This window comes from Burkholderia sp. WTPI3, assembly GCF_021483755.1.
Classification (GTDB): domain Bacteria; phylum Pseudomonadota; class Gammaproteobacteria; order Burkholderiales; family Burkholderiaceae; genus Burkholderia.
On the sequence record NZ_JAGIXF010000073.1, the window covers coordinates 1 to 25,030 of the forward strand.

The following is a 25,030-nucleotide window of genomic DNA, read 5'->3' on the forward strand; positions in this document are numbered from 1 at the left end:
GCTAAGCATCGACCTCCCCATTGGCTTGTGGAGACACGCCCCAGACGTGAAACGGCGATTGAGCGTCGCCAATGCGGCGACATCGATCTGACACCATCGACTAAACATTGCGTCGTAGGCCGTCATTGCCAAATATTCTCCGATCATTTTCTGCCTATCCATACGGGTTACATTCCCAACGCATGAAAGGTAGCCAATTATTCAAAGACAACTTATTGAGACTGCGGACATCTTTTCTGAGAGACAACACCAAGCGCCCACCGAAAATTGGCGCGCGAACGCCCCGTACCGGTAATCGTCAAACAAACTGTACCGGTACTGTACCGAAAACCGTCGCTACACTGACTCCATCCCAGCCCCGAACATGAATGGAGAATCCGCGATGGAATTCCTCACCCTGAGCGCGCTGCCCGCCGGCATGCTGTTCGCGCTCGTCACCTCGATCACACCCGGCCCGAACAACACGATGCTCCTCGCATCCGGCGTCAATTTCGGCTTCCGCCGCACGATGCCGCACCTGTTCGGCATCAGCACCGGCGTCGCGATCCTGATGCTGTGCGTCGGCTTTGGCCTCGGCGAAGCGTTCCGCCGCGTACCGGTGCTATACACCATCCTCGAAATCGCAAGCGTCGCGTACCTGCTGTACCTCGCGTGGCGCATCGGCACATCGGGCGAAGTGAAGGCACAAGGCGCCAAGCCGCGGCCGATGACGTTCCTCGAAGCCGCCGCGTTCCAGTGGGTCAATCCGAAGGCATGGATGATGGTACTGACCGCCGCAACGACGATCCGCCTGTCCGCCGACTACGGCATGAACGCCGCGTGGATGGCCGTCGTCTTCATCCTGATCGGCTTTCCGTGCATCAGCCTGTGGGCCGCGTTCGGCCTCGGCCTGCGCCGCTTCCTGTCGAACAGCCGCGCGCTGCGCATCTTCAACGTGACGATGGCCATGCTGCTGATTCTGTCGCTGTATCCGCTCGTCGCGCACCTGCTGCCGCAGTAAGCGCTCGCAAGTGCACCCATTGAGCTTCACGCCATGCAGGCGTACCCTTTTGGTACGGGCGCGTGCAACCGCTTCTGCGGTTGCGCCGCTGCCGCATGGAGAGTGCCGATGAAGCCAATGCTGAAAGCCGGCGAACACATCGAGGGCATGCACTGGGTCGCCGAGTATCGCCCGCTGACGCACGACATCCGCGTGCTGCGCGAAAACATAGAAGTGGGTACGTACTGTGCGCCGCCCACGCTGTTCGGCGACGAGGAAGAGTTGGGCGCCGCGAATCATGCCGATCATCGCAGCCAGGAAGCCGCGCTGCGCGCGTATCTGCGCAACTTCGTCAAGGAACACGACGCGGAGGAGTAATGGCGCGACGGCCGAAATGACGACGGGCCGCCGAAGCGACCCGTCCTGTCGTTGCGTGTCGGCCGTCTTGCGATCCACCGCGGCAACCTCGGCACACCGGGCCGGCGCATCGCCCCGGCCCCGCGTCCGCTCAATGCCCGAGCGATTCGATCTTGCCGGCCGGCTGCGCGACGCCGTGCGGCCGCGCCTTCTGCTTGATCAGCAACGCAACGCACGCGAGCAGGCCCGCCACCGCGATCGTCGCGAACACGCCGGCAAACGAGAAATGCCGGCGCGTCAGTTCCGCAACGAGGAACGAGCCGGCGATCCCGCCGAAGCGGCCGACGCCCAGCATCCACGCCACGCCCGTGCCGCGCCCTTCGGTCGGATAGAACGCGGCGGCGAGCGCCGGCATCGACGATTGCGCCGTGTTCATCAGCACGCCGGCCACGAACACGACCAGCACGAGCAACCCGACGTTCCCCGCAGCCTGCCCGATCGCATACACGCTGATCGCGGTCAGCGCATAGCACACGGCGATCACGCGGTTCGCATTGAAGCGGTCCATCAGCACGCCGCACAGCACCGCGCCGACGCCGCCGAGCGGGAAGAGTGCCGAGATCAGCGTCGCGCTCTTCGGCGTGAGGCCCGCATCCTTCAGCAGGATCGGCATCCAGTTGATCGACGCGTAGAAGATCACGAGGCCCATGAAGTACGCGACCCACAGCATCACCGAGCCGACGATGTACGAGCGCGACAGCACGACGCCAAGGCCCTGGCTGCCGGTTTGCGGCGCCGCTTCGGTCATCGCGAACGAGCCGGCGTTCATCGCATCGCGCGAGATGCGCGCGAGCGTCGCGCGGATCCGGTCGACGCTCCTCCCCTGCGCCACCATAAAACGCACCGATTCAGGCATCTTCAACAGCAGCAGCACGCCGAGCAGCAGCGGCGTCACGCCGCCGAGCATCAGCACGCTACGCCAGCCGAAATGCGGGATCATCCACGCGGCGAGAAAGCCGCCGAACGCCGCACCGAGCGGAAAGCCGCAGAACATCAGGTTGATGACGGTCGCGCGGCGCTGGTCCGGGCAGAACTCGCCCATCATCGTGACCGCGTTCGGCATCGCGGCACCAAGGCCGACGCCGGTGACGAAACGCAGGATCGTCAGGTGCCCGATGGTCGTCGAGAACGCGGACACGAAACACGCGACGCCGAACAGCAGCACCGAACCGACCAGCAGCGAGCGGCGTCCGAGTCGATCGGAAAGCGGACCCGACACCAGCGCGCCGCACGCGAGGCCGAACAGCGCGGCGCTCAGCACGGGCGCCAGATCGGGTTTGGTCAGGTTCCATTCGCCGAGCAGCGACGGCGCGATAAAGCCGATCGCGGCCGTATCGAAGCCGTCGAGCAGCACGATCACGAAACACATCAGAAACACGAGCCACTGAAAGCCGCCGAACGGCTGCTCGTTGATGAAGGTCTGGACATCGACCACGGGTGCGCGATTCATCGCGAGTCTCCTTGTCGACCGAGGTTGGCGCTTGCGCGCGCTCCCGGTCCCATGTAACGCAGATATGAATAACGCGGCCTCATGACCGCGTCTTTCCTTGTTCGCGCGCCGATTCGCCGCCGGCGCGTCATGCATCGTCGACACCTGCCGGCTGCGGCAGGCGTCGCGATCGGGTCACGTCCGGCGCGAACCGGTCGTGTTATTCAGCCGCACCTAGGTGGCCCCATCCTGTTCCTTGAATATCTTGTCCGCGAGATGGAACGCGGAGTTCGCGGCCGGCACACCGCAATAGATCGCAGTCTGCAGCAGCACTTCCTTGATCTCGTCACGCGTCACGCCGTTGTTGCGCGCGGCGCGCAAGTGCAGCGCGAGTTCCTCGCCACGGTTCAGCGCGACCATCATCGCGATGGTGAGCAGGCTGCGCGTATGGCGCGGCAGGCCGTCGCGGGTCCAGATCTCGCCCCACGCATAACGGGTGATCAGGTTCTGGAATTCCTCGGTCACCTCGGTGCGGTTCTCGATCGAACGATCGACGTGCGCGTCGCCGAGCACCGCGCGGCGCACCTTCATCCCTGCTTCGTAACGTTGCTGATCATCCATCGTCGGGGCCTCACGCGGTCAGGAATTCGAGCAGCGCGCGGTTGAAACCGTCGGTGCACTCGATGTTCGAAATGTGCGCCGCGTCGAATTCGACGTGACGCGCGCCGGGAATGGCGGCAGCCAGCGCACGGCCCTGGTCGGGCGGCGTCGACATGTCCTTCTCGCCGGTCACGACGAGCACCGGCAGCGCGATGCCCTTCACCTCCTCGCGCAGGTCGGCCGCGTTCAGCGCGTCGCAGTTCGCCGCATAGCCGTCCTTGTCGGTATGCACGAAGGTGTCGCGGATCGCGTCGAACAGGCGCGGCTCGCGCCCGACGAACGCGTCGGTAAACCAGCGCGGCAGCACGGCGTCGGCCAGCGTGGCCATCCCTTCGGCGCGCGCCTTCTGCGCACGCGGCGCCCACACTTCCGGCGAACCGATCTTCGCGGCGGTGTTCGCCAGCACGGCCCGCACGATGCGCGACGGGAAGCGCGCGGCGAGCGCGGCGCCGGTCAGGCCACCCATCGAAATCCCGCAGAAATACGCGCGATCGATGCCGACGTGGTCGAGCAGGCCGATCACGTCGCCCGCGAGCTGGTCGACCGTGTACGAGCCGGCCGGCGCTTCGGAATGGCCATGGCCGCGCGTGTCGTAGCGCAGGATGTTGAAGTGCTGCGCGAGCGGACGAATCTGCGGCGCCCACATCTGCAAGTCGGCGCCGAGCGAGTTCGAAAAGACGAGCCACGGCGCGTCGTCGCGCGCGGCACGGTCGATCCGGTAATGCAGTTTCACGCCGTTGACAGTGGCGAAGGGCATCAATGTTCTCCTGGTTGTTTCGCACCCGCGTGCAGCGCGAGCACGGCGTCGACATAGGCCTGCGCCTCGCCGACGTAATGTGCGGGATCGAGCAGCCGCGCGAGCGCGTCGCGCGACAGGTGAGCGGACACGGTTGCATCGGCGGCGAGCACGTCGAACAGCGTCGCGCCGGTGCGCACGGCTTCCTTCGACGCGTGCTCGACGACATGGTGCGCATCGAGCCGGCCGATCCGGTCGCCGAGCGCGAGCATCACGGCTTCGCCGAGAATCAGCCCGTGCGTCAGGCCGAGGTTCGCGGCGAGACGCTCGGTGTTCACGTCGAGGCCCGCGACGATCTGGGCGATCTGCGCGAGCGCGCCGCCGGTCAGGCGAGCCAGATCGGGCAGCGCATCCCATTCGGCCTGCCAGCCGCCGAGCGCGCGTTCGTGCTCCTGGACCATCCCCGCGAACACGGTCGCGACGAGGTTCGGCGCACGCACCGCGGCGGTCAGCACGGCCGCGCAGCCGACCGGGTTGCGCTTGTGCGGCATCGTCGACGAACCGCCCTTGCCGGCGGCGGCCGGTTCGCCAAGTTCACCGACTTCGGTCTGCATCTGCAGCGACACGTCGCGCGCGATCTTGCCGAGCGTGCCGGTCAGCATTCCGAAGCACGACGCGGCTTCCGCGATGCGGTCGCGCTGCGTATGCCACGGCACGGCCGGCACGGCGAGCTTCAGGTCGGCGGCGAGCGCGGCGGTCACGCCGGATGCCTGTTCGCGCAGGCTCGCGAGCGTGCCGGCGGCGCCGCCGAACTGCAGCACCAGTACGCGCTCGCGCAATTCGGCGAAGCGCGCGCGATGGCGCAGCAGCGCATCGAGCCATTGCGCGAATTTGAGACCGAGCGTGATCGGCAGCGCCTGCTGCAGCCACGTGCGGCCGATCATCGGCGTCGCACGATGCGCGCGCGCGAGGGTCGCGAGCGACGCGCACGCTTCGTCGAGCAGCGGCTCGAGCACATCGAGCGTATCGCGCAGCTGCAGCACGGTCGCGGTATCGATGATGTCCTGGCTCGTCGCACCCCAGTGCACGAACTTCGCGGCCTCGGGGTCGTCGGCCTTCACTTGCGCGGTGAGCTGCTTGACGAGCGGAATCGCGAGATTGCCGCCGAGCGCCGCGCCATGCGCAAGCGCGTCGGCATCGAGCCGATCGGCGTCGCATGCGCGCTCGATCGGCGCGACCGCGGCGGCGGGAATCACCTGCTGCACGGCGAGCGCACGCGCGAGCGCGGCTTCGACGTCGAGCATGCGCTGGATCGTCGCACGGGGCGACCAGATCCGGTTGAGCGGCTCGGTGCCGCAGATGAGGGAGGTCAGGCGGGCGCTGTCTTCGAGCATGGCATCAGAGTAGGGAAACGGCGTGCGCCTATTGTCTACCCAAGCGTGCCGGCGTGCGCTCGAACGAGCGGGCCGGCACGCTCGCGGTTCAGGCCGCGGCCTGGCGCGTCGCGTCGATCAGCGGCACGCCGGTCAGCTTCTGCAGTTCGTCGAACGACAGGTCGGTGAAGATCTCGCTCACCGCGAGGCCGTCGGCCGTCACGTCGAGCACGGCGAGGTCCGTATAGATGCGGCTCACGCATTGCACGCCGGTCACCGGATACGAACACGCCGCGACGATCTTGCTCTCGCCCTGCTTCGTCAGGTGCTCCATCATCACGAACACCTGCTTCGCACCGATCGCGAGATCCATCGCGCCGCCAACGGCCGGAATCGCATCGGGCGCGCCGGTATGCCAGTTCGCGAGATCACCGTTCGCCGACACCTGGAATGCGCCGAGCACGCAGTAGTCGAGGTGGCCGCCGCGCATCATCGCGAACGAATCCGAGTGATGGAAATACGCGCCACCAGTGAGCAGCGTCACGTGCTGCTTGCCGGCGTTGATCAGTTCGTCGTCTTCCTGGCCTGGCGCGGGCGCCGGGCCCATGCCGAGCAGGCCGTTCTCGCTGTGCAGGAAGATTTCCTTGCTCGGGTCGAGGTGGTTCGCCACCAGCGTCGGCACGCCGATGCCGAGGTTCACGTACGCGCCTTCGGGGATGTCCTGGGCGACGCGCTTGGCCATTTCATCGCGGGTCAGTCGTTTCATTGCAGTCTCCTCAGGCGGTCAGGCGGCGTGCGACGCGGCACGTTCGGCGGCCAGCTCGGCCGCATGCGCGGCCTGCGGCACTTCGACGACGCGCTGCACGAAAATGCCGGGCGTCACGATGTGTTCCGGGTTCAGCGCGCCGAGCGGCACGACTTCCGACACCTGCACGATCGCGACCTTCGCGGCGCTGGCCATGATCGGCCCGAAGTTGCGCGCGGTCTTGCGATACACCAGGTTGCCCCAGCGATCGCCCTTGTATGCCTTGACCAGCGCGAAATCGGCGTGGATCGGCGTCTCGAACACATACGACTTGCCGTCGATCACGCGCGTTTCCTTGCCTTCCGCGAGCTTCGTGCCGAAGCCCGTCGGCGTGAAGAAGCCGCCGATGCCGGCACCCGCCGCGCGAATGCGCTCGGCGAGGTTGCCCTGCGGCACGAGCTCCAGCTCGATTTCGCCCGCGCGGTACAGCGCGTCGAACACCTGGGAGTCGCTCTGGCGCGGGAACGAGCAGATGATCTTGCTCACCCGCTTGGCCTTGAGCAGCGCGGCGAGACCCGTCTCGCCGTTACCCGCGTTGTTGTTGACGATCGTCAGGCCGCGCGCGCCCTGCTCGATCAGCGCGTCGATCAGCTCGGACGGCATGCCTGCCGTGCCGAAACCGCCGATCATGATTGTCGCGCCATCGTGGACGTCGGCGACGGCCGACTGAAGCGATTCGAAAATCTTGTTGACCATGTCTCTTCCTGATACGAACCCGCGGCACGATGCGCGGCCTGTCGAGGGGACACGCGCGTGTCGCGTGCCGCGCCGAAGGCCATCGTCGACCTTCGGCATTTGTTCGCCATTCGAACCTAGATTCGATTAGCGAACGATGGGCCGATCATAGAGTCGCGCACAGCGCGTTGTCAAGGCGGGATGCCTCGGGGGTCGCCGCATCGTCGAACGGCAGCCCGACGTAGTTCTCGGCCAGCGACTGCGCGGCGGCCGGCGAGCGGGTCACGTATTTCAGTTCCGCGAGCTTCAGCCGGTTGACGAACGGCGTGTCGTCCGGCGACGAGTGCAGCATGTTCGTCATGAAGTACGAGAAGTGCTCCGCGCGCCACACGCGCTCGAGGCAGGTCGCCGAATAGCGCTCGAGCGGCGCCGCGTCGCCGTTGCGGTAGCGCGCGCCCAGCGCGCGGGAGAGCGCGCGGACGTCGGCCACCGCGAGGTTCATCCCCTTCGCGCCGGTCGGGGGCACGATGTGCGCGGCGTCGCCGGCGAGGAAGAGCCGCCCGTGCTGCATCGTCTCCGACACGAAGCTGCGCATCGGCGTCACGCTCTTCTGCGTGATCCGGCCCTCGGTCGGCGTCCAGCCGGTGTCGTTCGAGAAACGCGTGTGCAGTTCGTCCCAGATCCGCGCGTCGGACCATTCGGCGAGGTTTTCGTCGGGCTGGCACTGCAGGTACAGGCGCGTGACCGTCGGCGAGCGCATCGAAAACAGCGCGAAACCGTTCGCGTGATGCGCATAGACAAGCTCGTCGAGCGACGGCGCCGCGTCGGCGAGGATGCCGAGCCACGCGAACGGATACACGCGCTCGAACGTTTTCAGCCGCTCGGCGGGAATCGTCTGCCGCGCGATGCCGTGGAAGCCGTCGCAACCAGCGATGTAGTCGCAGTCGATGCGCTCGGCGCGGCCGTCCGCGTGCTTGAACGTGACGAACGGGCGCTCGCTTTCGACGTCGTGCAGCACGACGTCGCTGACTTCGAAATGCATCGGGTGGCCATGCGCGTCGCCGGCCGCGATCAGGTCGCGCACGACTTCATGCTGGCTGTAGACGGTGATCGCACGACCGCCGGTGAGCGCGCTCAGGTCGATGCGGTGGCGCTGGCCCGAAAACAGCAGTTCGATGCCGTGATGCTCGAGCCCTTCGCGGCGCATCCGGTCGCCGAGACCGGCTTCGTTCAGCGTGTCGACCGTGCCCTGCTCCAGTACGCCGGCACGGATGCGGTTCTCGCAGTATTCACGCGAGCGCGCTTCGACGAGGATGGAATCGACGCCTTGCAGGCGCAGCAGGTGGGAAAGCAAAAGGCCGGACGGGCCGGCGCCGATGATGGCGACTTGGGTGCGCATTGTTCGTCTCCTGAACATTGGTTCGAGTAATGGAAACAATTTGAGCGCTTTCCCGACTATGCGGCAACGCGATTTTGGAGATAAGTTGTATACGTCTTTCCGATAGTCGCCTGGCGATGGATGCCCTCGATCTGAACCTCATTCCCTACCTCGTCGCGCTCGACGACACGCGCAACGTGAGTCGCGCCGGCGACCTGCTCGGCGTGAGCCAGCCGCGCGTGAGCACGGCGCTCGGCCGCCTGCGCGAGTATTTCGGCGATCCGCTGTTCGTGCGCACGTCGCGCGGGATGGAGCCGACGCCGCGCGCGCTCGCGCTGCTGCCGGCCGCGCGCGACGCGCTCGCGCAGATCGAGCGCGGCCTCGTCGCGCCGCACGACTTCGACCCGGCGGCGAGCACGCACACGTTCTCGATCGCGCTGTCGGACGTCGGCGAGATCGTGTTCCTGCCGAAGCTGCTGCAGGCGTTCGCGACACGCGCGCCGTACGCGAACCTGCGCTCGGTCTCGCTCGCGCACGACGAAGTCGGCCGCGGCCTCGAGGCCGGTTCGATCGATCTCGCGGTCGGCTACTTCCCCGATCTCGACGGCAACAACTTCTTCCAGCAGCGACTGTTCACGCACCGGTTCGTCTGCCTGATGCGGCGCGGCCATCCGCTCGAACAGGCGCGTCCGTTCACGGCCGAGCAGTTCCTCTCATGCGGCCACGCGGTGGTGCGCGCCGAAGGGCGCAGCCAGGAGGTGCTCGAGAAATACCTCGCGAAACAGCGCATGCAGCGCCGCGCGGTGCTCGAGACGCCGCACTTCATGAGCCTGCCGTTCATCCTGAGCCGCACCGACCTGATCGCGACGGTGCCGCACGCGATCGGCTATGCGTATGCGGCCGAGCACGCGTTCATCGTGCCGGTCGAGCCGCCCTTGCCGCTGCCGCGTTTCGACCTGAAGCAGCACTGGCATCGCAAGTTCCACAACGACCCGCGCACCGCATGGCTGCGCGGGGTCGTCGCGTCGCTGTTCAACGACGAGCAGGACGAATGGCCGAAGTGAGGAAAGGTGAACGACGGGTGAGCGGCCGGCCGCACGCACGACCCGCGAAAGCATGAAACAATGGCCAGATCGCGCCGCCGCGGGCGGCTGAATTCGATGGAGCGACCTGATGGGTAAAAAATCCGCGCGGCCCGAGCCGGCCGCATCCCGACCGAGCCGGCAAGAAGCCGAGGATGCCGTTCGCGTGCTGCTGCGCTGGGCCGGCGACGATCCCGCCCGCGAAGGCCTGCTCGACACGCCCGCACGCGTCGTGCGCGCCTACGAACAGTTCTTCGCCGGCTACGCGCTCGACCCGCGCGACATCCTCGCGCGCACCTTCAGCGAAGTCGACGGCTACGACGAGATGATCGTGCTGAAGGACATCCGCTTCGAGAGCTACTGCGAGCACCACATGGTGCCGATCATCGGCCGCGCACACGTGGCGTATCTGCCGAACCATCGCGTCGTCGGCATCTCGAAGCTCGCGCGCCTCGTCGACGCGTTCGCGAAGCGCCTGCAGATCCAGGAAAAAATGACCGTGCAGATCGCCGACACGCTGTTCGACGTGCTGCAGCCGAAGGGCGTCGGCGTGATTCTCGAGGCCGCGCACCAGTGCATCTCGACGCGCGGTGTGCACAAGCCGGGCGTCGAAATGGTCACGTCGCGCATGCTCGGCACCTTCCGCACAGATCCGTCGACGCGGCGCGAATTCCTGTCGATCGTCGCGAATCCTTCTTCAGTCAACCTGACGAATACGTAATGCAGTCTACGAAGCAAGCGGCGAACGCGCCCGTCGTGCTCGTGACCGGCGCCGCGCGCCGGGCCGGGCGCGCGTTCGCCGAGTATTTCGCCGCGCACGACTATCGCACCGCAGTGCACTACGACCGCTCGGCCGATGCCGCGCAAGCGGCGGCACGCACGATCGCCGAGCGCGGGCACGATTCGGTCGCGCTACAGGCCGACCTGTCGGATGCCGTGCAGATCACCGCGCTGATCGACCAGGTCTATGCGCGCTTCGGCCGCCTCGACGTGCTGGTCAACAATGCGTCGGTGTTCTGGCAGGACCACTTCCCGAGCTTCGACCTCGCGGCGTTCGACCAGGCGTGGGCCGTCAATTGCCGTGCGCCGATCCTGCTTACGCGCGCGTTCTACGAGCGGGCCCGTGCGGCCGGCACGCAGGGCGTCGTCGTCAACGTGGTCGACCAGAAGATCAAGGAAAACTTCCACCGCGACCACTTCAGCTACACGGTCGCGAAGGCCGCGCTCGGCAACCTCACGCAGATGCTCGCGCTGTCGTCGTCGCCGGTGCTGCGCGTGAACGCGGTGTTCCCCGGCTTGATGCTGCCGAGCGACGATCAGACGCAGGCCGACTTCGAACACGCGAGCCGCGCATCGACGCCGCTCGCGCGCATCGCCGGCCCCGACGACGTCGCCAGCGCGATCATGCTGCTCACGGGCAGCGCGTACAACGGCGTGGATTTCGTCGTCGATGCGGGGCAGAACCTGATCCGCGTCGATCAGGACGTGCTGTACAAGCACCGCTCGCCGGCCGGCAAGCACTGAGGCTCGATGAACGAAGGCGGCTGCGCGCCGCCTCCGTGCGCCGGGTCGACCGGGCTTTGCGCCGCTCACGCCCGATAGCGCCCGACGGCGGCCTGGCCGCCGATCCATCCTGCCCCATCCGCTGCGTTGCGCAGAGCCACGCCCGCGCGTTCGCACGCCGCGTTACGGCTTCTCGCCGCTCCCGCCTTCCCGAACCTTGCCCTGCGCGACACTCGTGCCGGGCGGCACGCTGTGCGTGAGCCATACGTTGCCGCCGATCACCGAGCCGCGCCCGATCGTCACGCGGCCGAGAATGGTCGCGCCCGCGTAGATCACGACGTCGTCCTCGACGATCGGATGCCGCGCGTTGCCCTTGACCAGCGTGCCTTCGCCATCGGCCGGGAAACTCTTCGCGCCGAGCGTGACGGCCTGATACACGCGCACGCGCTCGCCGATGATCGCGGTTTCGCCGATCACGACGCCGGTGCCGTGGTCGATGAAGAAACTCGGGCCGATCTGCGCGCCCGGGTGAATGTCGATGCCGGTAGCCGAGTGGGCGATTTCATTGATGAACCGGGCGAGCAGCGGCACGCCGAGCCTGTGCAACGCATGCGCGAGCCGATGGTGCATCATCGCCAGCACGCCGGGGTAGCACAGCAGGATTTCGGTGATGTGCTGCGCGGCCGGATCGCCTGCATACGCAGCCTGGATGTCGCTGACCAGCAGTGCGCGGATCGACGGCAACTGCCGCCCGAACTCGCGCGCGATCTCGAATGCGCGCTCGTCGAGCGCCGCGAACGGCGTGTCCACATGTTCGGGCAGGAACGGCAGCGCGCGGCGAATCTGCTCGGACAATACGCGCAGCGTGCTTTCGAGCGTATGGCCGACGTAATAGTCGACGCTTTCGTCGGTGAGATCGGGTGCGCCGTAATGCGTCGGAAACATCGACGCGCGCAGGCCGGTGACAATCTTGCAGATCGCGTCGCGCGACGGCAGTTCGCGAATGCCGCGCGGATGTCGCGTGCGATGGAGTTCCTCGCGCGACTCGCGCAAACCGGCGACGATTTCTTCGAGGCCCCACTGACGGGCGGGTGATGTCGACATATGCCAATGCAGGCAGCCGCGCGCAGTCGCACGGCCGCTAATAAAGTGACGGGTTCCGCAAGATTACCGCGTTTTTCGTCCGGCAGCGGCCCGCGGCGGATCGGCCGGATGGCCAATGCTGCCGGTGCGCGCCGGCGTCAGATCGTGATGCTGCTCGCGTCGATCCAGCGCACGGCCCAGTCGCGCGCGTGCGCGATCGCTGCGCCTTCGTCGTTGAACTGGAGTTCGATCGGAAAAAAGCGATTGGCGACGAGTTCCCCGTCGCTCGATCGGGAGATCACGACGTAGGGCTTGAACGACCCGTCACTGGCGCGCGCGGGCGCGCAATTCAACAGATAACCGCGGTGCGTGAAGGCAGTAGTCGCTTGCATGAATCCGCCACCTCTAGTCCCTTGCTTTGTTGTTCACTACCCGTCTTTAAGGGTGCTGCGGCCCCCGGCGCGGGCAGAGACGGCGAGATTGCTTCCCTTGTCGCCGCTTCGCAGGAAAAGAATCATACTCTGTAGAAAACGCGTGTTCTAGCTGAAATAAATCACGACAAATCAATGCGCGCCGCGCGACCGCGGCGATCGCCCGCGCGCCTTTTCCCGTCGTGCCCGGAACGGGACTTGCTTCGATCCGGAGCGCTTCGCCGCCAGGAGACCCGCGATGGAATCGTCAGCTCAAGCGCACACCGCGCATCCGCGCAGCATCGAACTCGACAACGACGACACGCACGACAGCACCGTCGACACCGACGGCAAGAATCGCGAGGCGTCGCGTCTTGCAGGCGGCGCGATCTCGCCCGATCAAATCACGCGCAGCAACGCGTCGCTCGTCAACGCAATGCCCGAAGCCGGCGACGGCTTCGCGGGCTTCGACAGCCGCCCGGGCGGCAATCACCCGGCGTTCGCGCTGCGGGCCGGCTACACGGTGATCGAGAAAGGTTTCGATGCACCGCCGCACGCAGGCGACGAACTGTTCGGCCCGGTTCACAGGATGTACGGCAGCGCGTACTGGCCCGGACACGGACGCCGGCCCGAACGCGTGATCGAGATCGCCGCGGTGCCGAAGTAGCGCGCGGTGTTTGAATCGATCGTTCGTTTGCCGGAGCGACGCGCGGGTCGATGGCCGCGTGTGCCCGACCTGCGTTCGGTGCACGCGCGGGCGATCTTCCGTATCGGCATCGATACCGGCGCCGATTCGCGACGACGCGCGGGTGCGCAGCGCACGTTCGATCGATGTGAATGCATCGATGTTGATCGAAATCAGGCCGTTCGCGACGCGGTTGCGATTCAATAGAGGCACGCGCGCGAGCTTCGCCGAAGCGGACGGCGTCGTGCATCGGCGGACGGTGCCGCATCCCGGACCATCGCGCGACGCCGGTGCGACCTCTGCCGTCACGATGCGGTATCTGCACGGCGTTCGCACGCCGTCATCTCGCCACCGACTGCCGCAACGCGCCGCCGGGCCGGCCGACGCGGCGTCGCGATCCATCGCGCGCGTCGCAGCGCAGCATGCGACGCGCGCATGGCTTGCGCTCGGCGTGCCCCGCTGCAACGGCGCAAGCGCCGCGATCGCGCGCGCCGATCGATACGACCGGCGCGTCGCTGCAAAGTCCCTGCCGTTGGTTTACTCTGCCTCGCAACGACGCACGGTCTGCCCGGCCATTCGGCCGACTTCCGTTCAACCCGCCACTCGGAGACACTATGTACAAGCGCATTCTGGTTGCCATCGACGGCAGCGACACGTCCCGCCACGCATTCGATGCCGCACTCGCACTCGCGAAAGAGCACGGCGCGGAACTGCAGCCGTTCTACGTCGTCGAGAACGCCGCGATCTACTACAACGTGCCGGGCTACGATCCGTCCGTGCTGCGCGACCAGCTCGTCGCGCAAGGCAACGCGCTCGCGGCGGATTTCAGGAAGCTGATGCAGGCGGCGGGCGTGAAGGGCGAGACGCTGATGAGCGAAGCGTCGTCGCTCAACGACGTATCGACCCTGATCCTCGATGGCGCGAAAGCATTCGGCGCCGACCTGCTGGTGCTCGGCACGCACGGCCGGCGCGGGTTCCGCCGCCTCGTGCTCGGCAGCATCGCGGAACAGTGCGTGCGCCATGCGACGCTGCCCGTGCTGCTGATCCCGGCCGCCTCGCGCACGGATGAGCAGGAGAGCTGAGCAGGTCCGCGCGCGCACGGTTCATACGCAGCGGCCAGCATGCGCGCGCGATCGCGACGTTTTGTCACCCGACAGCGCCAACTTGCGGTGGGACAATGATTCCGTCGATTCAACGCCGGAGTAAACGATCATGCTGACGCCCGTCGCCACACGCCCCGCCGCCCCTTCCCATGCAGGCAGTTGGGCGCCCCGCCAGGCCCCTCACTGCTCGTCGTGCGCAATGCGTCATCTGTGCATGCCGCAGGGCCTCGCACCCGAAGCGCTCAGCCGCCTCGAATCGGTCATCTGCGCGGCTCGCCCGGTCAAGCGCGGCGAAGCGTTGTTCCGCGAAGGCGATACGTTCGACAACCTGTATGCCGTACGTTCGGGTTCGCTGAAAACCGTCGCCACGCGCCATGACGGCCGCGAACAGGTCACCGGCCTGCACCTCGCGGGCGAAGCGCTCGGCCTCGACGGCATCTGCGACGACACGCACCCGCGCACGGCGGTCGCGCTGGAAGACAGCTCGGTCTGCGTGATTCCGTACAGCGCGCTCAAAGCGCTGTGCTCGGAAGCCGGCACGATGCAACTGCGCATGCACAAGCTGATGAGCGAGCAGATCGTGCGCGAAACGTCGCAGACGATGCTGCTCGGTTCGCTGAATGCGGAAGAGCGCGTCGCCGCGTTCCTGCTCGACGTGTCGCAGCGTTACCTGAAGCGCGGTTACTCGCCGTCGGAATTCAACCTGCGGATGACGCGCGAAGACATCGGCAGCTACCTCGGCATGACGCTCGAAACGGTCAGCCGCACGCTGTCGAAGTTCCAGAAGCGCGGCCTGATCGAAATGCAGGGCCGCCTCGTGCAGATCGTCGACTTCGACGGCCTGCATCACGTCTGACCCAGCTCGGCGCATGTGATACGCGCCGCACGTCTTCCCCGTCCAGATCAGTCGAGAAACAGCGCGGCGCGCGCCTTCAGCGCCGCGCTGAAATCGTCGAGCCAGCCGATCGACAGGCGCCAGCTCTGCCAGTAAAGCTCGATGTCGACCGTCCGCCCGCGCGACATGTCGACCAGTTCGCCTGCTGCCAGCTGGCGATCGACCATCCGGTCCGGGCACATTCCCCATCCCAGCCCCGTTTCGCACGCGCGCAGATACCCGGCGACGTGCGGTATCCAGTGTTGCGGCGGATCGAGATCCGCACGTGTCACACGCCGGATGAAGCGCGCCTGCAGCCCGTCCTTCGGATTGAACATCACGCACGGCGCACGGCGCAGCGCATCGCGCGTGATGCCGGCGCCGAAATAGCGCTCGTGAAACGCCGGCGAACACACCGCGCGATAGCGGATGCACCCGAGCCGGGTCGACCGGCACCCCTGGATCGGCTCGGCCTGCGCGGTCACCGCGCCCTGCACGCTGCCGTCGCGAATGCGTGCGGCCGTGTAGTCCTGATCGTCGATCACGAGGTCGAGCAACGTCTCGCGCTCCATGCAGAACGGCCCGACCGCGTCGATGAACCACGTCGCGACGCTGTCGTCGTTCACGGCCACACGCAGCGTCGGCCAGGCGCTCGCGACCTGGCCCGGCAATGCGGGCATCCGGCCGCCCAGTTCGGCCTCGAGCAACTGCACGCGCTCCGTATGCCGGCACAGCAGCGCGCCCGAGGTCGTCGCGACGCATGGCTGCCCGCGCTTGACCAGCACGCTGCCGACGCGCTCCTCCAGCAGTTTCACGCGCTGCGACACCGCCGACGGCGTGACGTTCAGCTCCTTGGCCGCCCGTTCGAACGAGCCGTGGCGGATCACCGCCGCGAGGGCGTCGAGCAACGCGTAGTCCAGCATTAGATTTCCTTAATCTACATTAGGTTAATTAGCTTCTCTTATTCCGGAGCTGACCGCAGACTAGCGCTAACCGATTCACCCGTCTACTGCTGTCAATTCCCCATCATGAACTGGATCGCTTTTTCTCACGGCGTGGCCCTGTGCGCGTCGCTCATCGTCACCATCGGCGCGCAGAACGCGTTCGTGCTCCGGCAAGGCATCATGCGCTCGCATGTCGGCAAGATCGTGCTGCTGTGCGCGCTGTCGGACATGATCCTGATCGGCGCGGGCGTCGGCGGCGCGTCGGTGCTCGTCGAACGCTATCCGACCTTCGTCCACGCGGTGCTGTACGTCGGTCTCGCGTATCTCGCGTGGTTCGGCATCAACGCGCTGCGCCGCGCGTTCAAGCCGGGACACGAAACGCTCGACGTTCGCGGCGATGCAGTCGCGCCGCCGCCGCAAAGCGCGGCCGCGATCGTGCTGATGACGCTCGCGTTCACGTGGCTCAACCCGCACGTGTATCTCGACACTTTCCTGCTGATCGGCACGGCCGGCGCACGCGAACCGGAAGGCGCGCGCTTCGCGTTCGCCGTCGGCGCGATGTCGGTCAGCGTCGTGTGGTTCCTCGGGCTCGGATACGGTGCGCGACTGCTCGCGCCGTGGTTCCGCAAGGCCGTCGCGTGGCGCGTACTCGACGGCGCGATCGGCGGGATGGTGCTGTTCCTGGCGGCGGTGCAGTTGCGGTAACACATCCGCCGACCGAAGCGCGGGCGGCAGCTTGCCGCCCGCGTCCGCGACAAAATTCAGTTCCGGATCGAACGCAGCCGACCGGCTCACCATGCAACGGACGACACGTCCGCTATCCGCCGCGATTCCTCCGCCTCCACGGCCGCGTGCCGGCTGCACGATTTCGAGCGATCGGCGAGAATGTCCCGAGTCCCGCGACAACGGCGCAAGCGCGTCGCACCCCCGCCGTCTCGTCGCCGTCATCTCGTCCCATCCGTAGTTCGATCCCGTCACCTCGCAGATTTCGGAGAGAAACATGGCACTACGCACCCTCGGCACGTCGGACATCCAGGTTTCACCGCTCGCCTTCGGCGGCAACGTCTTCGGCTGGACCGTCGACGAGAACGCATCGTTCGCGTTGCTCGACGCGCTCGCCGACACCGGCATCAACTTCATCGACACGGCCGACGTCTATTCGGCCTGGGCGCCCGGCAACAGCGGCGGCGAATCGGAAACGATCATCGGCAAGTGGCTCAAGCGCTCCGGCAAGCGCGAACAGGTCGTGATCGCGACCAAGGTCGGCCTGCTCGCCGCGCGCGCGGGGCTGACCAGGGACAACATCCTGAAGGCCGCCGACGATTCGCTGCGCCGCCTGCAGACCGACTACATCGACCTGTATTTCTCGCACCGCGATCTCGCCGACACGGCCCCGCTCGAAGAAACCCTCGCCGCGTACCAGACGCTGATCGACGCGGGCAAGGTGCGCATCATCGGTGCATCGAACTACAGCGGCGCGCGCCTGCGCGAAGCCGCCGACATCAGCCGGCGCGACGGCCTGCCTGCGTACCAGGTGATCCAGCCGGAATACAACCTGATCGACCGCGCCGAGTACGAACGCGATCTCGAACCGGTCGTGCGCGACCTGAAGCTCGGCGTCGTCAACTACTACGCGCTCGCGAGCGGCTTCCTGTCGGGCAAATACCGCAGCGAGGCCGACCTGAAGAAGAGCGTGCGCGGCGATCGCGTCGCCGGCTATCTCAATGAGCGCGGGCTGCGCATCCTCGAGGCGCTCGACGACGTGTCGGCCAAGCACGGCACGCAGCCGGCCGCGATCGCGCTCGCATGGCAGATCGCACGGCCGACGATCACCGCGCCGATCGCCAGTGCGACGTCGCTCGAACAGCTCGCGCTGCTCGGCGAAGCGATCCGCGTGCGGCTCGACGACGACGATATCCGCAAGATCGACGAGGCCAGCGCAGCCTGAGGCCGTTTGCGACGGGCCGGTCGGTGGAATCGCGTCGTACGGCGGTTCCGCGGCCGGCCCGTGTCATCTGCGTTCCGGTGTCGTCGCATTCGCGACGCATGCAATTCGTGCGTGGGGGATCGATACAATGGCGTGCGCCCCGACGGCCGGGCGGCTCGACCTGATCGAACCGGTATCCGTGCCCGGACGAACACCACGCACGGAACCGCCCATGCCCCGGAACACCCGCCGCTCCCGTTACGCCCGCCTGCCCTCCGCAGCCGTCGCCGCGCTGCTCGCATTCGCGCCGGCCGTGTCCCATGCCGGCTGGTACGAGGTCGTGAACTACACCGGCACGATCGGCAGTGCCCCCGTCCACGTGTCGCTGCAGACTTACGACGCGCTCGACCACAACGACGCGGGCCGCTGGCGCGTCGACGGCAGCTACTACTACGACGCGCATCGCAAGCCGATTCCGCTGCAGGGCCATCGCGAGCCCGACGGCCGCATGACGCTGTGCGAGGCGTCGCCACCCGCATCGACTGCCGAATCGCCGGTCGTACCGCCCGCATCGCCGTCGCGGCCGAAGCCTTGCCCGATCGCGATCGCCGTCACGGGCAAAACGGCAACCGGTCTCTGGGACGATGGCCGGAAGACGCTCCCGGTCACGCTGAACGAAGTCGGGCGCCTGAACGACAACGATCGCGATCACCTTCAGCTCGACGGCACCATCGACATCCCGATGTGGTCCCGTATGAAGACGCACATGCTGATCGGCGCCTACACGCTGTCCGACCAATGCGGGATCGCGATGCGATCGCTGCGCGCGGTGAACATCGCGACGGGGCGCACCGATCGCACGATCGCGCTCGGATGCGATGCGGGGATGGTGATGACGCCGATCTACGCGAACGTCACCGATGCACAGCGCGCCGGTCACGTGACCGTCGAGTTCCGCGACAGCAAGATGGGCTACGAGCAGGACGTTTCGCTCGGACTGCCGGCCGGGTCGTCGAAGCAAGCCCGCGTCAGACCGGGCAATCTAGTCCGAATACGCGCGCATGTTTTGTCTGACACGGCCACCGTCGTTGACTCGGAAGGACATCCGCCCGCAACCCGCCGCCCCTCGCACGTCCCGGCCAGGCCCGGGTCTTTCACCGATTGACCGCGCCCCGCGACGTGCCCGAGACTGCGCCGCTCGGGCGGTCATTGGGAGAACGTCATGCCGGACATCAGCACGGGAAGCGTCACGATCTCGACGCGTGCCGTACGCGGCGACGAACGCGTCGACTTCTGGGTCGACCACGTCGCCCGCTCGCTCGTGCGCATCGAGTGCAGCGGAAAATCGTCCGAGGGCATCGACGCGACGCTGCGCAGGCGCGACCTCGGCCTGCTCGGCGTGTGCGACATCGTCGCGAACCGGCACGCGGTCGTGCGCACGCCGCACAACATTCACGCGGACCAGCGCGACGCCGTATTCGTCTGCCTGATGCACGAAGGACAAGGCTATACGTTCCAGGACGTCGAATGCATCCAGCATGCGCCCGGCGACATCGTGCTGTACGACACGTCGATGCCGTACGGCCACGGCTTCCCGGCCAACATGGCGATGACCGTGCTCGACGTGCCGCGCGATATCTTCGAGGCGCGCGTCGGTCCGTGGCGCTACCGCAGCGTCGTCAAGATCGACCGCGGCGACGGCGTCACGTCATGGGCCGTGCAGCGGATGTACGCGCTGCTCGCCGAGCCTTATGAAACGGCGCCCGCTGCACGCGAACAGCGCGCCGCGACGATGCTCGACGTGATGCAGTCGATGCTGCGGCTGCGCGACGGCGACGCGTCGCCGACCAAGTCGACCGTCCATACGCTGTCGCGCGCGAAGACGTTCATCGACAGCCATCTCGCCGACGACGATCTCGACAGCCAGTCGGTCAGCCGCGCGCTCAACCTGTCGCCGCGCCAGCTCGCGCGCGTGTTCGAGATCGAAGGGATGCCGCTCACGCGCTACATCCTCGCGCGGCGTCTCGAACGCTGCCGCGCCGATCTGCGCGACCGGTCGCTGAAACACCTGACGGTCAGCGAAATCGCGTTCCGCTGGGGGTTCAACAACAGCGCGCACTTCAGCCGCAGCTATCGTGCGCGCTTCGGCGAGACGCCGAGCGACACGCGCGTGCCGGCCGAAGCACGCTAGGACCCGTTCACGCCCGGCACCGCCGTGTCCATGCGAGGCAAGCATGGCGTCCGTCCCGGTCAAACAGGTCCGCATGCCCGTCGATAAGCTGGCTTCTTGCGCGGCGGTGCTCGTTCCGCCGCCCGACAGCAAGGAGAAGAAGCGGGATGGAGACGTACGACCATATCGTCGTCGGCGGCGGTTCGGCCGGCTGCACGGTGGCACATCGACTGGTGAAGGCGGGCAGGCGCGTGCTGCTGCTCGAGGACGGCCCGAAGGACGACAGCCTGTTCATCCGGATTCCGGCGACATTCATCCGCGTGCTCGGTACGCAGCGCACGGTGACGTTCGAAAGCGAGCCGCAAGCCGGCGCGGCGGGGCGCAAGACTTACGTGCCGCAAGGCCGCACGCTCGGCGGCGGCAGTTCGGTCAATGCGATGCTGTATGTGCGCGGCACGCGCGCAGACTATGACGAATGGGCCGCGCTCGGCTGCGCCGGCTGGGGCTGGGACGACGTGCTGCCGGTGTTCAAGCGCGCCGAATCGCACCTGCGGCTGTCCGAGCCGTTCCACGGCACCGACGGACCGTTGAAGGTCGGCGACACGCGCTTCCGGCATCCGCTGAGCCTCGCGTTCGTGAAGGCCGCGCAGGAAGCCGGCATCGCGTACAACGACGATTTCAACGGCGCCGTGCAGCACGGCGTCGGCTTCTATCACACGACGATTTTCGATGGACAGCGCGGCAGCACCGCGGCGACCTATCTCGCCGACGCGCTTGGCCACGCGAACCTGCGCGTGCTGACCGGCTGCCGCGCGACGCGCGTGCGCTTCGACGGCCGGCGCGCGACGGGCGTCGAATGGCGCACGGAAAGCGGCGCAGCCGGTTCGGCGGCCGCCCGCGCCGACGTCGTGCTGGCCGCCGGTTCGCTCAGTACACCGAAGCTGCTGATGCTGTCTGGCATCGGGCCGGGTGCGCATCTCCACGCGCACGGCATCGACGTGCTGCACGACAGCCCCGAGGTCGGCGCGAATTACCAGGACCATCTCGAAGTGTCGATTTACGGGTACAGCCACGCACCGATCAGCCTGCTTGGCGAGGATCGCGGGTTGAAGGCGCTGCGCCACGGATTGCAGTGGATGCTGAGCCGCACGGGCCTGCTGACGTCGAACGTCGTCGAATCGGGCGCGTTCGTCGATACCACGGGCGAAGGCCGTCCGGACATCCAGTTCCACGTGCTGCCGACGCTCGTCGGCGACGTCGATCGCGAACCACTGCCCGGTCACGGCCTGTCGATCAACCCGTGCCTGTTGCGGCCACGCTCGCGCGGCTCGGTGCAGTTGCGCGGCAACGATCCCGCCGCGCCGATCCGCTTCGACAGCGGCGCGCTATCCGACCCGGCGGACGTCGACGGCCTCGTGCGCGGTGTCGCGCTCGCGCGGCACATCCTTCGTGCGCCGTCGCTCGCGCGTGTCGTGCGCGAAGCCGAGCCGCTGACCGAAGACGCGCTGGCCGACTACGTGCGGCATCGCGCGAAAACCGTCTACCATCCGGCCGGCACGTGCCGGATGGGCAGCGATGAAAATGCGGTCGTGACGCCGCGTCTCGCGGTGCAAGGGATCGACGGATTGCGGATCTGCGACGCATCGGTGATGCCGCGCATCGTGTCGGGCAACACGAACGCGCCGACGATCATGATCGCGGAGCGCTGCGCGGAATTCTTGCTGGCGAATTGACGGCGCACTCCGCGCGGCAATGAAAATGAAAGCGGCGCGTGAATCACGCGCCGCCTCAACGTCGATTTCGCCGCTTCAACAGGCGCTGCGCAGCGTCATCGGCGATGCGCCGTAGCGTTCGCGAATCGCGCGGCTGAAGTGCGCCTGGCTCGAGAAGCCCCAGCGAAATGCGATCTCGCCGATGCTCGTCTTGCGCAACCGCGCATCGGTCAGTTCGCGGTGCGCATGCGACAGCCGCTCGAACCAGATGTGCTGCGTGATCGACTCGCCTTCGGCGGCAAACAGCCGGCTCAGGTGCCGCAACGACAGCCCGACCGCATCGGCAACCGCCTGCGGTCCCAACTCCGGCTCGCCGAGATGGGTCGCGATGTACTGCTTCGCGGTCAGCAGATACGACAACGACGCACGCGATGCGCCCGCACCGTTCACTTCGACGTCGATGAGTTCGGCAACCAGCGTGCGCGTGTGCTCGACGAAACGCGCGGCGTCGCCCTCGACCGGCTCCTTCATGAAGCGCTCGACGCTCGCGCGCAGCGTCGCACCCAGCATCGCGCCCGCCCCCGGCTTCGGCGCGATCCGCAGCGGCAGCGCCGCCAGCTCCGCATCGAAGCGATCGTCGAACGTCGTGATCGGAATGTCGATCAGCAGTTGCCGCATCGGTGTGAGGAATCCGAACAGATAAGGCACGCGGGTGTCGTACACGACCACGTCGCCGGCTTCCGCGAGCAGGCACCGGTCGCGCTGGATGAAATACGCGCGCCCGCTCAGGATCTGGCACGCAAACAGCGACTCCTTCGGCAACTGGCGCACCAGCGCGGGGCTGCGCTCGATCACGTGATCGCGGCCGCTGATGTCCGCGACGCCCAGGCCCGGCAGCGCGAGATCGGTTTTCTCGACCTCGAGCCCGGCCGGCGACAGCGACGAGCAGCGCAGCCCGACCAGCGTCGCGGCGTTGAACGCATCCCAGTACGCCATCCGGTCGCGCAGCGGCACGTCGGCCGTCGAGCCTCGCGTGCGTGAAAAAACGGTCGAATTCGTCACGTCGCCTCCTGCTGGCGCCTGTCGTGCGGAGCGGCACGGATTGGGGAATGGTGAGTCTTGTCGTTGGTGCAGTGCGATGTCCGGCCCGATCAAGCAATTCGTCCAGCCCAGTCAAGAGCGCCGCGCACCGGCTGGCTAAAGTCGTCCCCACGACACCAACCAGCAAGGAGACAAACCGTGGTCGACAAAGCCGTATCCGAATTCTGGCAAAACATCGCGCCGATTGCCAATCCGTTCAAGCCCGATGCGCTGCCCGAGGCTTACATCCAGAACGCGGCCACCGAAGACGAGCGCTATTACGTTCCGTTCACCGAAACGGTTTCGTCGCGGCCGTTGTGGATCTCGCCGTCGCAGAACAAATGGTGCGACATCCTGATGGCAAAGGAAGCGGGGCTCGTGAACCGGCACTACCACCCGCACGAAGTGTTCGCGTACACGCTGTCCGGCAAGTGGGGCTATCTGGAACATGAATGGACCGCGACGCGCGGCGATTTCGTGTACGAGACGCCGGGCGAAGGCCATACGCTCGTCGCGTTCGATCATCCGGAACCGATGCGTGCGTTCTTCATCGTCACGGGCCCGTTGATCTGGCTCGACGACGAAGGCAATCCCGACGGCTACTTCGACGTGCATTCGTACATCGCGATGTGCAAGGCGCACTACGAGAAAGTCGGCCTCGGCGCGCAGGCGATCGAGAAATTGTTCCGTTGACGCGCGACGAGGCCGCTCATGACATCCCATCCCTCCCCCAAAGTCGCATGGACGTATGAGAACAGGCTGCTGCTGATCCTGTTCATGACGTTCGGCTTCGTGTTCTTCGACCGCCTCGCGCTGTCGTTCCTGTTTCCGTTCATGTCGGCCGAGCTGCACCTGTCGAATACGCAGCTCGGCATGGTGTCGTCCGCGCTCGCGCTGACGTGGGCGCTGTCGGGCGCCGCGACCGGCGCATGGTCCGACGCACGCGGCACCCGCAAGCCGCTGCTGATCGCGGCGGTGCTGGGCTTTTCCGTCTGCTCGGCGCTGTCGGGCCTCGTCGGCGGCTTCGCGAGCCTGATCGCGTTTCGCGCGCTGATGGGCATCGCCGAAGGCCCCGTGCTGCCGCTGTCGCAATCGCTGATGGTCGAGAGTTCGACGCCGAGCCGCCGCGGGCTGAACATGGGCCTGCTGCAAGGCTCGGCCGCCGGCCTGCTCGGCGCGATGATCGGGCCGCCGGTCGTGATCGGCATCGCGACCACGTATGGCTGGCGCGAAGCCTTCTACGTATCGTGCGTTCCCGGCTTCCTGATCGCGTTCTGCATCTGGCGCTGGGTTCGGGAAGTGCCGCCCGGCGGCGTCCGGCATGCACAGGCCGAAGGCACGGCCACGCCCGGCGTGCAGGTCAGCCGCTGGGCGCTGCTGAAGGAACGCAACATCCTGCTGTGCGTGCTGATCAGCTGCTTCTTCCTCACGTGGTTCGTCGTGATCATCTCGTTCGCGCCGGTCTTCCTCGTCGAGAGCCGCCACCTGTCGCCGGCCGACATGGGCGTCGTGATGACCTGCCTCGGCGCCGCGTGGGTGTTCTGGGGCTTCGCGGTGCCGGCGATTTCCGACCGGATCGGCCGCAAGCCGACGATGATCGCGTTCGCGCTGATCGCCGCGCTCTGCCCGATCGTGCTGATCCACGTCAATGCGCTGTGGGCGCTCGGCGCGCTCGTGTTCGTCACGTACACGGGCCTCGGCTGCTTCACGCTGTTCATGGCGACGATTCCGGCCGAAACGGTGCCGCCGCGCGCGATCGCCAGCGCGCTCGGCCTGATCATGGGTGCGGGCGAGCTGATCGGCGGCTTCGTCGCGCCGACCGTCGCCGGCTTCGCCGCCGACAAGTACGGCCTGCAGTTCGCGATGTGGACGTCGGCCGCTGGCGCGATCCTCGCGTGCGTGCTGTCGTTCGGTCTCGTCGAAACCGCGCCCGCCGTGCTGCGCAAGCGCGCGCTCGCCGGTGCCGGCCCCCGTCTCGATACCCGGCACCTCGGAGGACGCTGAC

The 25,030-nt window shown here is 66.9% G+C and carries 26 protein-coding genes; 15 read left to right on the top strand and 11 right to left on the bottom strand.

The features are described 5' to 3' along the window. The first annotated feature begins 382 nt into the window (after positions 1-382). The gene (locus J7024_RS28650) at positions 383-1,000 is read left to right on the top strand and encodes a LysE family translocator (protein ID WP_175752353.1); all 618 of its coding nucleotides are present in this window, start codon (positions 383-385) and stop codon (positions 998-1,000) included. A gap of 108 nt (positions 1,001-1,108) precedes the next feature. Then, positions 1,109-1,357 (top strand): hypothetical protein, encoded by a 249-nt coding sequence (locus tag J7024_RS28655; RefSeq protein ID WP_124830384.1) that lies wholly within the window; start codon positions 1,109-1,111, stop codon positions 1,355-1,357. A gap of 130 nt (positions 1,358-1,487) precedes the next feature. Here J7024_RS28655 and J7024_RS28660 read toward each other — a convergent pair whose 3' ends face one another. The 7 genes from J7024_RS28660 to pobA all read right to left on the bottom strand — a co-directional run bounded on the left by J7024_RS28660 (position 1,488) and on the right by pobA (position 8,473). Then, complete coding sequence (locus J7024_RS28660; RefSeq protein ID WP_234745662.1) at positions 1,488-2,846, bottom strand: MFS transporter; 1,359 nt, start codon at positions 2,844-2,846, stop codon at positions 1,488-1,490. 213 nt (positions 2,847-3,059) lie between these two features. Further along, positions 3,060-3,446 (bottom strand): 4-carboxymuconolactone decarboxylase, encoded by a 387-nt coding sequence (pcaC, locus tag J7024_RS28665; RefSeq protein WP_234745663.1) that lies wholly within the window; start codon positions 3,444-3,446, stop codon positions 3,060-3,062. A gap of 10 nt (positions 3,447-3,456) precedes the next feature. Further along, a complete protein-coding gene (gene pcaD, locus J7024_RS28670; protein ID WP_175770722.1) occupies positions 3,457-4,242 on the bottom strand; it encodes a 3-oxoadipate enol-lactonase in 786 nt (261 codons plus the stop codon). Further along, the gene (locus J7024_RS28675) at positions 4,242-5,615 is read right to left on the bottom strand and encodes a 3-carboxy-cis,cis-muconate cycloisomerase (RefSeq protein WP_175762403.1); all 1,374 of its coding nucleotides are present in this window, start codon (positions 5,613-5,615) and stop codon (positions 4,242-4,244) included. The genes pcaD and J7024_RS28675 overlap by 1 nt, the downstream gene beginning before the upstream one ends. Before the next feature lie 88 nt (positions 5,616-5,703). After that, positions 5,704-6,360 carry a CoA transferase subunit B gene (locus tag J7024_RS28680; protein ID WP_124830388.1) on the bottom strand — a complete coding sequence of 219 codons (657 nt, stop codon included), beginning with the start codon at positions 6,358-6,360 and terminating at the stop codon, positions 5,704-5,706. Between the two features lie 18 nt (positions 6,361-6,378). After that, entirely contained in the window at positions 6,379-7,095 is a 717-nt protein-coding gene (locus tag J7024_RS28685; protein ID WP_124830389.1) for a 3-oxoacid CoA-transferase subunit A, read from the bottom strand. A 145-nt stretch (positions 7,096-7,240) separates the two neighbouring features. Further along, a complete protein-coding gene (gene pobA, locus J7024_RS28690) occupies positions 7,241-8,473 on the bottom strand; it encodes a 4-hydroxybenzoate 3-monooxygenase (protein ID WP_124830390.1) in 1,233 nt (410 codons plus the stop codon). 116 nt (positions 8,474-8,589) lie between these two features. Between pobA and J7024_RS28695 the strand changes: the two genes are divergently transcribed. The 3 genes from J7024_RS28695 to J7024_RS28705 all read left to right on the top strand — a co-directional run bounded on the left by J7024_RS28695 (position 8,590) and on the right by J7024_RS28705 (position 11,058). Next, positions 8,590-9,516 carry a LysR family transcriptional regulator gene (locus J7024_RS28695; RefSeq protein ID WP_124830391.1) on the top strand — a complete coding sequence of 309 codons (927 nt, stop codon included), beginning with the start codon at positions 8,590-8,592 and terminating at the stop codon, positions 9,514-9,516. A 109-nt stretch (positions 9,517-9,625) separates the two neighbouring features. Further along, entirely contained in the window at positions 9,626-10,255 is a 630-nt protein-coding gene (gene folE / locus J7024_RS28700; RefSeq protein WP_124830392.1) for a GTP cyclohydrolase I FolE, read from the top strand. After that, positions 10,255-11,058, top strand: a complete 804-nt coding sequence (locus tag J7024_RS28705; RefSeq protein ID WP_124830393.1) for an SDR family oxidoreductase — start codon at positions 10,255-10,257, stop codon at positions 11,056-11,058. The genes folE and J7024_RS28705 overlap by 1 nt, the downstream gene beginning before the upstream one ends. A gap of 162 nt (positions 11,059-11,220) precedes the next feature. Here the strand turns inward: J7024_RS28705 and epsC are convergent, their stop codons facing one another. Beyond that, on the bottom strand, positions 11,221-12,141 hold the full coding sequence (gene epsC / locus J7024_RS28710) for a serine O-acetyltransferase EpsC (RefSeq protein ID WP_124830394.1): 921 nt from the start codon (positions 12,139-12,141) through the stop codon (positions 11,221-11,223). 137 nt (positions 12,142-12,278) lie between these two features. Then, entirely contained in the window at positions 12,279-12,512 is a 234-nt protein-coding gene (locus tag J7024_RS28715; protein ID WP_114181230.1) for a hypothetical protein, read from the bottom strand. Positions 12,513-12,789: 277 nt separating this feature from the next. On the opposite strand from J7024_RS28715, the gene J7024_RS28720 reads away from it, so the two are divergent. The 3 genes from J7024_RS28720 to fnr all read left to right on the top strand — a co-directional run bounded on the left by J7024_RS28720 (position 12,790) and on the right by fnr (position 15,174). Further along, positions 12,790-13,197, top strand: coding sequence for a DUF3005 domain-containing protein (locus J7024_RS28720; RefSeq protein ID WP_124830395.1), 408 nt, complete (start codon positions 12,790-12,792; stop codon positions 13,195-13,197). A gap of 632 nt (positions 13,198-13,829) precedes the next feature. Continuing rightward, the gene (locus J7024_RS28725) at positions 13,830-14,297 is read left to right on the top strand and encodes a universal stress protein (protein WP_124830396.1); all 468 of its coding nucleotides are present in this window, start codon (positions 13,830-13,832) and stop codon (positions 14,295-14,297) included. Between the two features lie 130 nt (positions 14,298-14,427). Further along, complete coding sequence (gene fnr / locus J7024_RS28730) at positions 14,428-15,174, top strand: fumarate/nitrate reduction transcriptional regulator Fnr (protein WP_175752349.1); 747 nt, start codon at positions 14,428-14,430, stop codon at positions 15,172-15,174. Positions 15,175-15,221: 47 nt separating this feature from the next. Here fnr and J7024_RS28735 read toward each other — a convergent pair whose 3' ends face one another. Continuing rightward, positions 15,222-16,115 (bottom strand): LysR family transcriptional regulator ArgP, encoded by an 894-nt coding sequence (locus J7024_RS28735; protein WP_124830398.1) that lies wholly within the window; start codon positions 16,113-16,115, stop codon positions 15,222-15,224. Between the two features lie 105 nt (positions 16,116-16,220). Between J7024_RS28735 and J7024_RS28740 the strand changes: the two genes are divergently transcribed. The 5 genes from J7024_RS28740 to J7024_RS28760 all read left to right on the top strand — a co-directional run bounded on the left by J7024_RS28740 (position 16,221) and on the right by J7024_RS28760 (position 21,966). After that, complete coding sequence (locus J7024_RS28740; RefSeq protein WP_124830399.1) at positions 16,221-16,841, top strand: LysE/ArgO family amino acid transporter; 621 nt, start codon at positions 16,221-16,223, stop codon at positions 16,839-16,841. Positions 16,842-17,136: 295 nt separating this feature from the next. Further along, on the top strand, positions 17,137-18,084 hold the full coding sequence (locus J7024_RS28745) for an aldo/keto reductase (protein ID WP_124830400.1): 948 nt from the start codon (positions 17,137-17,139) through the stop codon (positions 18,082-18,084). Positions 18,085-18,295: 211 nt separating this feature from the next. Beyond that, positions 18,296-19,228, top strand: a complete 933-nt coding sequence (locus J7024_RS28750) for a hypothetical protein (protein WP_233410052.1) — start codon at positions 18,296-18,298, stop codon at positions 19,226-19,228. 57 nt (positions 19,229-19,285) lie between these two features. Beyond that, a complete protein-coding gene (locus tag J7024_RS28755; protein WP_124830401.1) occupies positions 19,286-20,254 on the top strand; it encodes a helix-turn-helix domain-containing protein in 969 nt (322 codons plus the stop codon). A 146-nt stretch (positions 20,255-20,400) separates the two neighbouring features. Continuing rightward, the gene (locus J7024_RS28760; RefSeq protein ID WP_124830402.1) at positions 20,401-21,966 is read left to right on the top strand and encodes a GMC family oxidoreductase; all 1,566 of its coding nucleotides are present in this window, start codon (positions 20,401-20,403) and stop codon (positions 21,964-21,966) included. Positions 21,967-22,041: 75 nt separating this feature from the next. Here J7024_RS28760 and J7024_RS28765 read toward each other — a convergent pair whose 3' ends face one another. After that, the gene (locus tag J7024_RS28765) at positions 22,042-23,007 is read right to left on the bottom strand and encodes a helix-turn-helix domain-containing protein (protein ID WP_234745664.1); all 966 of its coding nucleotides are present in this window, start codon (positions 23,005-23,007) and stop codon (positions 22,042-22,044) included. Between the two features lie 177 nt (positions 23,008-23,184). Here J7024_RS28765 and J7024_RS28770 point away from each other — a divergent pair, with 177 nt between their 5' ends. Next, positions 23,185-23,718, top strand: a complete 534-nt coding sequence (locus tag J7024_RS28770) for a 2,4'-dihydroxyacetophenone dioxygenase family protein (protein ID WP_124830404.1) — start codon at positions 23,185-23,187, stop codon at positions 23,716-23,718. 18 nt (positions 23,719-23,736) lie between these two features. After that, complete coding sequence (locus tag J7024_RS28775; RefSeq protein WP_175752347.1) at positions 23,737-25,029, top strand: MFS transporter; 1,293 nt, start codon at positions 23,737-23,739, stop codon at positions 25,027-25,029. Position 25,030: the final 1 nt, after the last annotated feature.